We start from the raw sequence: 12,444 nt of genomic DNA, 5'->3' as shown, positions 1-12,444 counted from the left end.
GTGACGGCACTTATAAAAACCCTGTTTTATATGCTGATTATTCTGATCCGGATGCTATCAGGGTGGGAGATAATTATTATATGACCGCTTCATCTTTTAATTGTATTCCTGGCCTGCCTATTCTTCATTCAAAGGATTTGGTAAACTGGAAATTGATTGGACATGCACTTTCCAGACAAAAACCATTAGAAGTGTATAATAAAGTTCAGCATGGAAATGGAGTGTGGGCTCCCTGCATCCGTTTTCATAAAAATGAGTTTTATATTTACTATCCCGATCCTGATTTTGGAATTTATGTTGTGAAATCAAAAAAAGCCGAAGGACCATGGTCTGAACCAGTTATGGTAAAAGAAGGAAAAGGGTTGATTGATCCAACGCCTTTGTGGGATGAGGATGGGAAGGCATATCTGGGTTATGCGTTTGCTGGCAGCCGTGCCGGAATAAAAAGTGTTTTGGCAGTCTGTTCAATGAATCCGGATGGTTTATCTGCAAATAATGATGATGTTATGATTATTGACGGACATCCGGATGAACCAACCATTGAAGGACCTAAATTTTATATACGTAATGGTTATTATTATATTTTTGCTCCGGCTGGAGGAGTAGCGACCGGCTGGCAGACCGTTATGAGGGCTAAGAATATTTTTGGTCCTTATGAAAAAAGAAAAGTGATGGAACAGGGAAAAACAACTGTTAACGGCCCGCATCAGGGTGCATGGGTTCAGACACAAACAGGTGAAGACTGGTTTCTTCATTTTCAGGATCAGTTTGCTTACGGAAGAGTTGTTCATTTGCAGCCTATGAAATGGCAGCAGGACTGGCCGGTAATTGGAAGCGATGAGGATAATGATGGTATTGGAGAGCCTGTTATGGTATATAAAAAACCAAATGTTGGTAAAAAAACTTTTCCGGTTGCAACACCACCTGAAAGTGATGAATTTAATAATCCTAAACTTGGGCTTCAATGGCAGTGGCATGCAAATCCGCAGATAACATGGGGGCTTCCTACCTCAATGGGTTACTATAATTTGAATTGTATCTCTGTCCCTAAAGATTATAATAACCTGTTTGATATTCCCAATTTACTTTTGCAAAAAATCCCGGCAAATGAGTTTACGGCGACTACAAAAATTACTTTCAATTCCAGATTCGATGGAGAATATACAGGGCTGGTTATCATGGGACTCGATTATAGTTTTTTATGTCTCAAGCAAAACGAAGGAAAATTATTTCTTTCGCAAAAAACAGCTTTAAGATCGGATAAAAAAGGAATCGAATCTGAAAGTAAGAAAATCGCAATAAAAGACAGGACAATATACCTGCAGGTAAAAGTAAAATCGGGAGGAATATGTAATTTTTTCTATAGTGAAGATGGACAAAAATTCAATGCAATAGGTGACACTTTTACAGCCAGAGAAGGAAAATGGATAGGTGCTAAGATAGGATTTTTAGCTCTTAGAGAAGGAGTTATAAATGATGCGGGAAGCGTAGCAATTGACTGGTTCAGAATAACTGACTAAAACTAAATAAATAACTAAATAAATAACTAAAATTAACCAATTAAATGAATCAACTCAAAAAGACAGCGTTATTACTTCTAATCATTACTGGCTGTCATGTAAATGCACAGGATAAAGCCAAAAAATGGCCGGACTTAATTGTAAAAAGTTACTCCGCCTGGTTTGGATCTGAAGAAGGTAAAAAAGTAGGCGAAAATGTTTTGCTTTACCAAAGGGATATTGGAGGCTGGCCTAAAAATATTCCAATGCTTAATGAACTGACAGAAGAAGAAAAAGCTAAATTAGTAGCCCTAAAGCCAATAGCAAAAGATTGTACAATCGATAATAGAGCTACAACTCAGGAAATACTTTTTGTTTCAAAAATGTATGCACAGACAAAAGATGAAAGATATAAAGATTCATTTTTGAGAGCAGTGAATTATTTACTTTCTGCACAATATCCTAATGGTGGTTGGCCTCAATACTTTCCGTTAAAAAAAGGTTACTACACACATATCACATATAATGATAATTCAATGGTGGATGTTTTGAATGTATTAAAGGAAATAGCAAATGAAACCCCGTATTACAGTATTAAACCATCACAGGAGGTTATTGACAAAGCCAAAATTGCAGTTAGTAAAGGAATTGAATGTATTCTAAAAACGCAATATAAACAAAATGGTGTTCTCACAGTTTGGTGTGCACAACATGATGAAGTTACTTTTGCACCAGCTGATGCAAGAGCTTATGAACTTGCTTCTTTAAGCGGAAAGGAATCTGCAAAAGTTGTATTGTTTTTAATGTCTATTGATAATCCTTCACCGGAAATTAAGATAGCTGTAAAAAGCGCTTACGACTGGTTTGAAAAAACAAAAATAACGAATCTTAAAGAAGAACGCATCTATGATGAAGACGGTAAAATTATAGGAAAAAAAATGTATCCTATGGTAGATGGAGCGCCAATTTGGCCAAGATTTGCAGAACTTGATACTAATGAGGCAATTTTTTGCGACCGTGACGGAGTTAAAAAGAGATTTATAACTGATATTGGAGAAGAAAGAAGAAATGGTTATTCATGGTATTCTAATGAACCTAAAGAAGTCCTTAAAAAATATAAGAAGTGGGCAAAAAAGAATAATTTAGAAAGTAGTGATTCAGAATAATTTTTAATTACATAATTGTTTTCTGAGTCAGGACATAGATTTTCCTTGATAAAATATAAATCATGAATATTAGACTTCTTATCTTTCTATTGTTTTCAGTAACTGGCTTTGCTCAGGAAAATAAATTCCCAACAGCAAAGACAGATTCGATTATAAATGCTATTCAGTTGCCAAAAATACCTTCTTATCAGGTTAGTGTGGAAAAGCTGGGTGCTAAAGGTGATTCGGTTTCCAACAGCAAACCTTTTTTCGATAAGGCAATGGCATTGTGTAAAAAAAATAATGGGGGGACAATTGTAGTTCCAAAAGGAATTTATCTTTTAAATGGCCCGATTCATTTTGTCAGCAATGTGAATTTGAAAATTGAAAAAGGAGCAAAAATTAAATTTAGTGACAAACCTGAGGATTATTTACCAATGGTCTTAACTAGTTGGGAAGGCACAATGCTTTATAATTATAGTCCGTTAATATATGCTTATGATTGTAAAAATATTGCAATAACCGGTGAAGGAACAATTGATGGAGAAGGAGGAAAGACCTGGAAAACTTTTAAGGCAAAAGAAGGAAAAGGAAAAGAACTCAGTCGCGAAATGAACCATACGAATGTTTCATTAATAGACAGAAAATTTGGGACAGGTTACTTTTTGCGTCCGCAGATGATTCAGTTTTTTAAATGTTCGAATATATTGATTGAAAATGTTCGAATTGAAAATTCGCCTTTTTGGTGTGTGCATTTGCTCAAGTCTGAAAGTATAACTATCAGAGGGATAAGTTACAAATCTTTGAATTATAATAATGATGGTATTGATCCTGAGTATGCAAAAAACGTTTTAATTGAAAATGTAACGTTCAATAATGGCGATGATAATGTTGCCATAAAAGCAGGAAGAGATCATGAAGGAAGAGCTAACTCAGCGACTCCAAGTGAAAATATTATTATTAGAAACTGCAATTTCAAAGGACTTCACGGAGTGGTTATTGGAAGCGAAATGTCTGCAGGTGTAAAAAATGTTTTTGTGGAAAATTGCAAAACAGTTGGTTATCTGAAAAGAGGGATTTATCTGAAAACTAACGCTGACAGGGGAGGATTCATAAAAAATGTTTTTGTTAGGAATATTCAACTCGATGAAGTAGAAGACTGTCTTTATATAACCGCAAATTACCACGGAGAGGGAAAAGGATATCAGTCTGAAATTTCAAATGTATTTTTCTCTGATATTTCGTGTAATAAAGCATCTGCTTCGGGTATTGTCATACAGGGTTTTGCAGATAAAAAAATCAAGAATATCTCTTTAAACAATATCGAAATTAAGTCCGCAAAAAATGCTATTTCAAGTACAAATGCTGATAATGTCATTCTGAATGAAGTTTTCATCGGAGAAAAAGCTACAGTTCCTTCAGCAGCAAAATAGTTTAATACAAATAAAATGAAAAAGTACATATTAATTTTTTGGTTGGTTTCAACCGTTTGTTTTGCACAAAAGACTACCGTTTACACCATCGGTGATTCGACAATGGCAAATAAAAAAGATCCTGATAAAAATCCGGAACACGGTTGGGCTCAGGTTTTACAACCTTTTTTTAAAGATAATATTGTTATAGATAACAGGGCTTTAAACGGAAGAAGTACCAGAAGCTTTATTGCTGAAAAACAATGGGAGGCAGTTTATAATAGTCTTAAAAAAGGGGATTATGTTTTTATCGAGTTTGGGCATAATGACCAAAAAAACATGGATTCATTGCGTTATACAAATCCGCATACTGCATACAGGCATAATTTAATTCGTTTCGTAAAAGAAAGTCGTGAAAAGGGAGCAATTCCAATTTTACTAACTTCAATTACAAGAAGAAACTTTAATGAAAAAGGTGTTTTAATTGGTACGCATGGAGATTATCCTCTCGAAACAAGACTGGTTGCCCAGGAATATAAAGTTCCTTTTATAGATTTAGAATACTATACAGAACTGTTGGAACAGTCTTATGGTCCTGAAAAATCAAGGCAACTGCATTTGCATTTTAAAGCAGGGGAAAATCCTTTTTATAAAGAAGATAAAGCAGATGATACACATCTTTCCTTGAAAGGCGCAACAGAAATAGCACAGATTGTTGTTAATCAAATAAAACTTTTGGAAGACCCTTCAGTTGAAAAACTTAAAAAGGGAATCAAATAAATTTCAATTAAATTATAAAAAATCGTATTCGAATTAAAACTCCGGATACGATTTTTTATTTTTAAGACTAATTATGGAATTAATCGAACTATTTTTTTTGCAAAGGACTAATGATTTGAACGTTCTGAAAAACAATAGCTCCTTTTACAACACCTGCAATTGTACTTCTTAAAGCATCAATGATCTGCATTTTTAATTCGCTTTTTGGGTAAATTAAACTCACTTCACGCGCAGGTTTTGGTTCTTTAAAATTACGCAGTTTTAATTTGTCAGATTCCTTTAAATCTAGGGTATGAAGATAAGGAAGCAATGTTGTCCCCAAACCTTCATCAGCTAATTTTATAAGGGTCTCAAAACTTCCACTTTGTATCTGGAAATTGTTTTGTTCGATTTCAGTAGCGTTTTTACACAAATTCAGGATCCCGTCTCTAAAGCAATGTCCGTCTTGTAATAATAAAATTTCATTGATATTTAAATCAGAAACTTCTATCTCTTCTTTTTGGTAAACAGAATGATGCTCAGGAATGTAAGCGACAAAAGGCTCAAAATACAATACGATTTCCTTGATTTTTTCATCCTCGAGAGGAGTTGCGGCTATAGCAGCATCCAAATGGCCATTTTTTAATTTTACAATGATCTCATCTGTATTTAGCTCCTCAATCAAAAGTTTTACTTTTGGATATTTTTTTATAAAATTATTTAAAAACATCGGTAAAAGTGTAGGCATTATGGTTGGGATTATCCCTAAACGGAATTCCCCTCCAATAAAACCTTTCTGCTGCTCTACAATATCCTGGATACGATTTGCTTCGTTTACAATATTCTTTGCCTGATTTACAATTTTTTGGCCAATATCAGTAAGCTGAATGGGTTTTTTACTTCTGTCAAAAATTAAAATATTAAGTTCTTCTTCAATTTTTTGTATTTGCATACTTAATGTAGGCTGAGTCACGAAACATTTTTCTGCAGCTAATGTAAAATTTTTATGTTCAGCCACTGCTAAAACATATTGTAATTGAGTAATAGTCATTTCATAGTATTTTGTGATGCAAAAATAAGAAAATATAATTTTTAACTATGCTTTTTCGGAACAACTTATTTTAAATTTGTAAAAAACATACTATAAAATAGATAAAGATGAAAACAAATATTTTAGGACTACCCGTTAAAGAATCAGAATTAGTAGTAAATGAATTGAACGTACTGCTATCAAACTTTCAGATTTACTATCAGAATTTAAGAGGAATTCATTGGAATATAAGAGGAAAACGTTTCTTCGATTTACATGTAAAATTTGAAGAATTGTATACTGATGCACAATTAAAAATTGATATGATAGCCGAAAGAGTTTTGACAATTGGCGGAACACCATTGCATACTTTCGAAGATTATATTAAAAACAATAAACTTACAATTGGAAAGAATATTTCGAACGATGAAAAAGCAGTTCAGCTCATTGTAAATTCATTATCTGATTTATTGAAAATTGAAAGAAATATTCTTAATCAATCTGGAGAGATCAATGATGAAGGTACTAATTCAATGATGAGTGATTTCATTTCCGAGCAGGAAAAAACAATTTGGATGATGAATGCATGGCTTGAAGGGGAATTGTAAAGCATTATTAGTGAGTATTTTAGAAGGCTGGGTAACGAAGATCGATTATTCAGCTTTTTTATAAATGTTAAATTTCTATAAAAATTTTAACGTGACACTTTGATTTTACATCTATAACATTATTTTTGTTCAGATGAAATTAGTAGCCCGCATATTATTATTCATATTTATCGCCTTCTTATCAACCCCAACAATTGTGGCCATGATAAAGAAAAGCAATAACGCGGCTATAACAATCAATATTTCTGAAGAAGAAAAATCTCATAAAGAAATTAAGGCAGCAGTTTATGCTGACGCTGTTGATCATGAATTGACAATGCCTGTTTTCACAGAATCAAAAATTATAGTATCAGGAAATATTGTAAAACTTGACAATATTTCTCCAAGCATTTTTGCACCACCCCCAAACTTCGTATAATACTTCCGATTATTTTGAACCAACTGTATTTATATAAATGCAGTAGATTTTTTATACATTATTTTAGTATTATATCATGACAAAAAAAATTAATCTTTTTGCCAACCTCAAATCTGACTTCGCTTCAGGTTTAGTGGTTTTTCTGGTGGCTCTTCCATTGTGTTTAGGTATAGCAATGGCTTCGGGTGCACCTTTATTTTCAGGAATTATTGCAGGTGTTATTGGCGGAATCGTAGTAGGTTATTTAAGCCAGTCACATATCAGCGTTTCCGGACCTGCAGCAGGACTGACAGCAATTGTATTAACGGCTATTACTGATTTTGGTGCTTTTGATGTGTTTTTACTTTCTGTTTTTATAGCGGGTGTAATTCAGTTAGCATTAGGGTTTTTAAAGGCAGGTAGTATTTCGAATTATTTTCCGACTAACGTAATCGAAGGGATGCTGGCAGGTATCGGAATTATTATAATCCTGAAACAAATTCCACACGCTTTTGGTTATGATGCTGATTTTGAGGGTGATCAGGCTTTTGTTCAAAATGACGGAAGTAATTCTTTTTCATTTTTATTTGACGTAATTAATCATATTCAATTAGGAGCCGTAGTAATCTCACTGATATCATTGGTTATCTTGATTTCATGGGACAAAGTTCCTTTTTTAAAAAGATTAAAATTAGTTCCAGGAGCTCTGGTAGCTGTAATTTTAGGAGTTGTTCTGAATGAATTTTTTACATCTTCAGGAAGTTCACTTGCTATTGGAAAAGAACATTTAGTTTCGTTGCCAGTTCCAAAATCTTTTGAGGACTTTAAATCGATTATTATTACGCCAAATTTTGCAGCCGTAACAAATCCACAAGTTTGGGTTGTAGGTATTACAATTGCTATAGTTGCTTCTATTGAGACATTATTGTGTATTGAAGCTTCAGACAGGATGGATGTTCAGAAACGATATACAAATACAAATGTCGAGCTTAAAGCGCAGGGATTAGGAAATATGGCGAGCGCACTTTTAGGAGGTTTGCCAATGACATCAGTAGTGGTCAGGTCATCTGCAAACAACAATGCTGGTGCTAAATCTAAAATGTCAACTATAATTCATGGAGTTCTTTTATTAATCAGTGTACTGTCAATTCCGGTAGTATTAAATAAAATTCCATTGGCTACTTTGGCAACTGTCCTGATTTTGGTTGGATATAAATTAGCAAAACCGGCAACTTTCATGCATTTCTGGGAAAAAGGAAAATACCAGTTTATCCCTTTTATAGCAACATTAGTCTTTGTTGTCGCTACAGATTTGCTGAAAGGTGTTGCGTTGGGAATTATAATTAGTATCATCTTTGTATTAAGAGGAAACCTGAAGAGAGCATACAACTTCAAAAAAGAAGAATATGAAGATGGCGATATTATTCACATCGATTTAGCTCAGGAAGTTTCCTTTTTGAATAAAGCTGCTATAAAACAGACTCTAAATGATATTCCGGAAAATTCTAAAGTAATAATTAATGCCCATGATACAGAGTATATTGCGCATGATGTACTTGATTTGATTCGTGAGTTTAAGGAAACCCGTGCTATTGACGAAAATATTAAAGTGAAGCTTAAAGGCTTTAAAGAAGCTTATGAGTTAGAGAATACGCCTGAAAATAATAACCATGTTTCTATTGAACATTACTATGATGTGGCTAAAAGGGCATTGGTTAAAAAACAAGAAGTAAAAGAAGATTTTTAAAACAAATAAAATAAATTTAAATGGTTCTATGACTTGAAAACCTTTAAAAATCAGGTAACTTTACATAGAAATACCATTCAAACAAATAAAAAGATGAGAGAGTTTTATAAACAGCTATTAGAAAATAATAAAAAGTGGGTTGAAACTTCATTAGCAAAAGACCCTAACTATTTTGCTGATTTAGCTAAAGGGCAGCAGCCGCCATTGTTATGGATTGGATGTTCCGACAGTCGTGTTCCTGCAAACGAAATTGTTGGAGCAAAACCAGGTGAAGTTTTTGTACACAGAAACATTGCTAATATGGTAGTGCATTCTGATATGAATATGCTGAGTGTTCTGGATTATGCGGTAAATGTTTTGAAAATTAAACATATTATCGTTTGTGGACATTATGGATGCGGTGGTGTAAAAGCAGCAATGGGTAACCAGTCTGTAGGTATCATAGATAACTGGCTTCGTCACATTAAAGATGAATACCGATTACATGACAAGTACCTGAATTCTATTGAAGATGAAGATGAACGTTTTAATGCATTTGTAGAAATAAATGCCAAAGAGCAGGTTTATAACTTAGCTAAAACTTCTATCGTTCAGGGAGCATGGAAAAATGGCCAGGATTTGATGGTTCATGGCTGGGTTTATGGCTTGAATTCAGGTTTTGTAACAGATTTGAATGTAACAATCAGTTCAAATGAAGAACTGGATCAGGTTTACCAGCTCGATTTATAATCTTAAAGCTGAATAAAAAATCGCCAATTAGGCGATTTTTTATTCATTTTCGTCCAGATTTTCATTAAAAGCTGACGGCAGCATTGTAGGAATAAATTTTATTAAAATAGGTAATAGCAAACTGCCCCCGGGAAGTAAAAAGATCGTAAGTGATGGAATCGTCTTGCAGATGTCTAAAAGCTGTTTTTTTACCTTTTTCTTTTCTTTGGCATCTAAATCCCTTGTTGTAGAATAGGCCAAAAGAATCATTAATTCTTTGCTTTGAACGATTTCCTTGACTAACCTGTTTTTGTTTCTAATAATCAGTTTTACGACCATATGCGTCATCTGATCATAGAAATGCTTTACCGGATTCGAATAATTGAAATATGGTATTTTGCTTTTATGGGTTGTTATAAATGCATTAGTAGTTTTAATGCTATTAGTTACAAATTCATCTGATACATTCATCATGGATCCTAATGAATATAAAAAGTATGCTTCTTCATTCTCAACAACACCGTCACTCCATAAAGCCATTCCGGCCATATCTATTAAATAATATTGTTCCAGTTTGTTTTTGAAATAATCAAGATTTAAAGTTTCTAAAGTATCTACGGTTACTTTTGAGAATTTAGAATATCGTATAGAACCTTCAAAAAGTTTAATTAATAAATCGTCGTACTGTGATTTTACGGTCTTGGTTTTTAATGCTAAACCTACAATTCCTAAAACAGTTTCTTCAATTCTTTTGAGATATTTTTCCGGGATTTCTCCTTGTTCTAAATATTTCCTAAAAGCAAGTACATCAATAAACAAAAGCGCATTAGTTACTAAATGTGAGAAGTTTTTACTGATGATGCTGTCATTGGTTTGTACCCTTTGATCAATTATGTTTTCCAGTGAAAGTGCAGGCGTATCTTTTGGAAGCAGCATTTTAAATAAACTGAACCCTTCCGGATTCATTTCTTTATAAAATTTCAAAACTTCTGATAGGAAGTTAGCTGGTTCAGAATTTCTTTTTTCTAAGCAGAAAACATGATATAAAGTGTTTAATAAAGCAGTTTTTGAAATTTCGGTTTTAAACCAGCCTTTTATTGTAATAGGAACCTGGCTATCGATAGAAATGATGTGACCGTAAATGAAACCGGTTTCCCTGACCTTGTAGTAAAACGAGTCAGCTGTTTCAAAAGGAATTGCTTCTGAAAACTTTTGTTCATTAAAAAACTTATCTATCCAGCCTGGTGCCGATGGGTTAATCATTAAGTTGAATTTGAGGATACAAATCTATATCTTTTTCTTATGTGAAGATTATATTTTAAATAAAAATAACCACTAGATTTTTTAGAAAATAGTGGTTATCATATGTATTATGTTTTTATATTATTTGATGATTCCGGCACAAGCAACCCTGCCTCCTGCATTTCCTGTAGGCTGAGTTGTAAAATCATCCGCTCCCTGATGCACGATTAGTCCCTTCCCTAAGATATTTTTAGTTTCGTCATCACCTCCAATAGCCCATTCGTCTGTTGTCAAAGTGATAGTGCCATTGCCGTTTGCATCTGCAGTAAAATTGCCAATATCTCCTTTATGGTATTCACCAACTCCCCATTTTCCATGTTTTTTAAAAGTTGGATTCCAGTGACCGCCTGCAGAACTTCCGTCAGCAGCAGAACAATCCGATTTTTCATGAATGTGTATAGCATGAACACCTGGCTGTAAACCGGCTATTTTTGCTGTAAAAGTTACTTTGCCATTCTTTTCTGTAAAAGTAGCAGTTCCTGTAACTGTACTATTGCTTTTTGGTTCTAAATTGACAGTTAAAGTTTTTGCATCGTTTGATTTTGTACTAGTCTTACAACCAATAATTAAGGCTGTAATTATTGCGAAGGAAACAATTATTTTTTTCATGAGTGAGTTTTTAAATTATACATTAAGTAAATTTAACATAAAACAGTTGATATTCTTTAGGACCTAACGTTAAAAAAAACTAAAACTATTCAATGTAATTTAAGTTTGTTTTTTGATATAATGCTCAAAAAAATCCTTAATTTAGATATGTTTTTTAATAAAAAAATATAATTATATCTGGAATATATTAAAAACTTAAAATTTATGATGAAGAACGTTTCTACCCTTGTTTTATTTAGTTTCCTTTTAATTTCATGTAATATTTTTAAATGCAATAAGAATACTATTTCTAAATTAGAAGGCAACTGGGAACTTAATTACATATCCGGGCCACGAATTGCATTTGATGGTTTATATCCAAATAAAAAACCGACAATAAACTTCAATACAAAAGAAAAAATGGTTTCTGGTAATAATAGTTGTAATTCCTATATTGGAAAACTTGTAGCAACAGAAAATAAGATTGATTTTACACAGCCGATGGTATCAACAAAAATGATGTGTCTGGACGGGCAGGGTGAACAGGTTTTTATGAACACTTTGTCAAAAGTAACTTCCTATAGTATTACTGATGATGGAAAAACTTTAAATCTTATTTCTGGTAATATTGCAACGATGCGATTTACAAAAAAGTAAAAAATATTTAAACTATTAATATATAATTTATGAAAACTAAACTATTTGCATTAGTAGTAATATTGTCCTTTTTAACCATTCCCGGATCAGCACAGAGAAAATCAAGAAAAGATCTTAAGGCTGAAAGGCAACTACAGAAACAAAAAGAAATTGAATCTCTAATGAATTCAAAGAATTTTGTTTTTGAAGCACAAAAAGTTATGCCACAAGGCGGAAGACTTTTAAATTTAGATTACGATCGTTATTTTTTGAAATTTAATGAAGCCAAAACAACCTGCGATCTGCCCTTTTTTGGGCGTGGATTTAATGTGCCATACGGAGGAGGTGATGGCGGAATAAAATTCGAAGGAGTTCCTGAAAATATTGTGATTAAAAAAAGAAAAAGTCATATAATATAAAGGCAACTGTAAAAGGCAAAGATGATTTCTACAATCTTTTTTTTACTGTTTTCTTAGATGGGGGGGCATCTCTTTCAGTTAATAGCAATAATAGGGCGTCAATTTCTTATGATGGAGAAATTGATACGCCAAAATTAGAGGAAGTTAAAAAATAAATCCCTGTAGCAAGTACTTTATTTCTGTATGTAAATTTA

12 protein-coding genes and 1 pseudogene are annotated in these 12,444 nt (G+C 33.1%); 10 read left to right on the top strand and 3 right to left on the bottom strand.

Annotated elements, in window-relative coordinates:
- The first annotated feature begins 62 nt into the window (after positions 1-62).
- The 4 genes from P5P89_RS02700 (at position 63) to P5P89_RS02685 (ending at position 4,836) form a co-directional block, all read left to right on the top strand.
- Entirely contained in the window at positions 63-1,520 is a 1,458-nt protein-coding gene (locus P5P89_RS02700) for a glycoside hydrolase family 43 protein (protein WP_278010627.1), read from the top strand.
- Positions 1,521-1,564: 44 nt separating this feature from the next.
- Entirely contained in the window at positions 1,565-2,665 is a 1,101-nt protein-coding gene (gene pelA, locus P5P89_RS02695) for a pectate lyase (protein WP_278010626.1), read from the top strand.
- Positions 2,666-2,727: 62 nt separating this feature from the next.
- Positions 2,728-4,077 carry a glycoside hydrolase family 28 protein gene (locus P5P89_RS02690; RefSeq protein ID WP_278010625.1) on the top strand — a complete coding sequence of 450 codons (1,350 nt, stop codon included), beginning with the start codon at positions 2,728-2,730 and terminating at the stop codon, positions 4,075-4,077.
- A 15-nt stretch (positions 4,078-4,092) separates the two neighbouring features.
- Positions 4,093-4,836, top strand: a complete 744-nt coding sequence (locus P5P89_RS02685; RefSeq protein ID WP_278010624.1) for a rhamnogalacturonan acetylesterase — start codon at positions 4,093-4,095, stop codon at positions 4,834-4,836.
- A gap of 88 nt (positions 4,837-4,924) precedes the next feature.
- On the opposite strand, the gene P5P89_RS02680 is transcribed toward P5P89_RS02685, so the two are convergent.
- A complete protein-coding gene (locus P5P89_RS02680) occupies positions 4,925-5,866 on the bottom strand; it encodes a LysR substrate-binding domain-containing protein (protein ID WP_269236995.1) in 942 nt (313 codons plus the stop codon).
- A 107-nt stretch (positions 5,867-5,973) separates the two neighbouring features.
- On the opposite strand from P5P89_RS02680, the gene P5P89_RS02675 reads away from it, so the two are divergent.
- The 4 genes from P5P89_RS02675 (at position 5,974) to can (ending at position 9,326) form a co-directional block, all read left to right on the top strand.
- A complete protein-coding gene (locus P5P89_RS02675; RefSeq protein ID WP_278010623.1) occupies positions 5,974-6,453 on the top strand; it encodes a Dps family protein in 480 nt (159 codons plus the stop codon).
- 202 nt (positions 6,454-6,655) lie between these two features.
- Positions 6,656-6,871, top strand: a complete 216-nt coding sequence (locus P5P89_RS02670; protein WP_278010622.1) for a hypothetical protein — start codon at positions 6,656-6,658, stop codon at positions 6,869-6,871.
- 76 nt (positions 6,872-6,947) lie between these two features.
- Complete coding sequence (locus tag P5P89_RS02665; RefSeq protein ID WP_278010621.1) at positions 6,948-8,597, top strand: SulP family inorganic anion transporter; 1,650 nt, start codon at positions 6,948-6,950, stop codon at positions 8,595-8,597.
- 93 nt (positions 8,598-8,690) lie between these two features.
- On the top strand, positions 8,691-9,326 hold the full coding sequence (gene can / locus P5P89_RS02660; protein ID WP_269236992.1) for a carbonate dehydratase: 636 nt from the start codon (positions 8,691-8,693) through the stop codon (positions 9,324-9,326).
- Between the two features lie 39 nt (positions 9,327-9,365).
- On the opposite strand, the gene P5P89_RS02655 is transcribed toward can, so the two are convergent.
- Positions 9,366-10,568: an LETM1-related biofilm-associated protein gene (locus P5P89_RS02655; RefSeq protein ID WP_278010620.1), complete on the bottom strand. Its 1,203-nt coding sequence runs from the start codon at positions 10,566-10,568 to the stop codon at positions 9,366-9,368.
- A 120-nt stretch (positions 10,569-10,688) separates the two neighbouring features.
- A complete protein-coding gene (locus tag P5P89_RS02650) occupies positions 10,689-11,216 on the bottom strand; it encodes a superoxide dismutase family protein (protein WP_223682662.1) in 528 nt (175 codons plus the stop codon).
- 204 nt (positions 11,217-11,420) lie between these two features.
- On the opposite strand from P5P89_RS02650, the gene P5P89_RS02645 reads away from it, so the two are divergent.
- On the top strand, positions 11,421-11,852 hold the full coding sequence (locus tag P5P89_RS02645) for an META domain-containing protein (protein WP_278010619.1): 432 nt from the start codon (positions 11,421-11,423) through the stop codon (positions 11,850-11,852).
- A 29-nt stretch (positions 11,853-11,881) separates the two neighbouring features.
- Positions 11,882-12,405: pseudogene (locus P5P89_RS02640) on the top strand (DUF4251 domain-containing protein).
- Positions 12,406-12,444 lie beyond the last annotated feature (39 nt).

Origin of the sequence: Flavobacterium gyeonganense, from assembly GCF_029625295.1 — a bacterium.
Lineage (GTDB): Bacteria > Bacteroidota > Bacteroidia > Flavobacteriales > Flavobacteriaceae > Flavobacterium > Flavobacterium gyeonganense.
Note: the sequence above shows the minus strand (reverse complement) of the source record. Positions and strands in the feature narration are given on the sequence as shown.

What these genes read in the sequence shown, in the direction of transcription:
- P5P89_RS02690 (WP_278010625.1), top strand. Translation starts at nt 2,728, where the DNA reads ATGAATATTAGACTTCTTATCTTTCTATTGTTTTCAGTAACTGGCTTT.
- P5P89_RS02655 (WP_278010620.1), bottom strand. Translation starts at nt 10,568, where the DNA reads ATGATTAACCCATCGGCACCAGGCTGGATAGATAAGTTTTTTAATGAA.
- P5P89_RS02665 (WP_278010621.1), top strand. Translation starts at nt 6,948, where the DNA reads ATGACAAAAAAAATTAATCTTTTTGCCAACCTCAAATCTGACTTCGCT.
- can (WP_269236992.1), top strand. Translation starts at nt 8,691, where the DNA reads ATGAGAGAGTTTTATAAACAGCTATTAGAAAATAATAAAAAGTGGGTT.
- P5P89_RS02645 (WP_278010619.1), top strand. Translation starts at nt 11,421, where the DNA reads ATGATGAAGAACGTTTCTACCCTTGTTTTATTTAGTTTCCTTTTAATT.
- P5P89_RS02675 (WP_278010623.1), top strand. Translation starts at nt 5,974, where the DNA reads ATGAAAACAAATATTTTAGGACTACCCGTTAAAGAATCAGAATTAGTA.
- P5P89_RS02650 (WP_223682662.1), bottom strand. Translation starts at nt 11,216, where the DNA reads ATGAAAAAAATAATTGTTTCCTTCGCAATAATTACAGCCTTAATTATT.
- P5P89_RS02670 (WP_278010622.1), top strand. Translation starts at nt 6,656, where the DNA reads ATGATAAAGAAAAGCAATAACGCGGCTATAACAATCAATATTTCTGAA.
- P5P89_RS02685 (WP_278010624.1), top strand. Translation starts at nt 4,093, where the DNA reads ATGAAAAAGTACATATTAATTTTTTGGTTGGTTTCAACCGTTTGTTTT.
- P5P89_RS02680 (WP_269236995.1), bottom strand. Translation starts at nt 5,866, where the DNA reads ATGACTATTACTCAATTACAATATGTTTTAGCAGTGGCTGAACATAAA.
- pelA (WP_278010626.1), top strand. Translation starts at nt 1,565, where the DNA reads ATGAATCAACTCAAAAAGACAGCGTTATTACTTCTAATCATTACTGGC.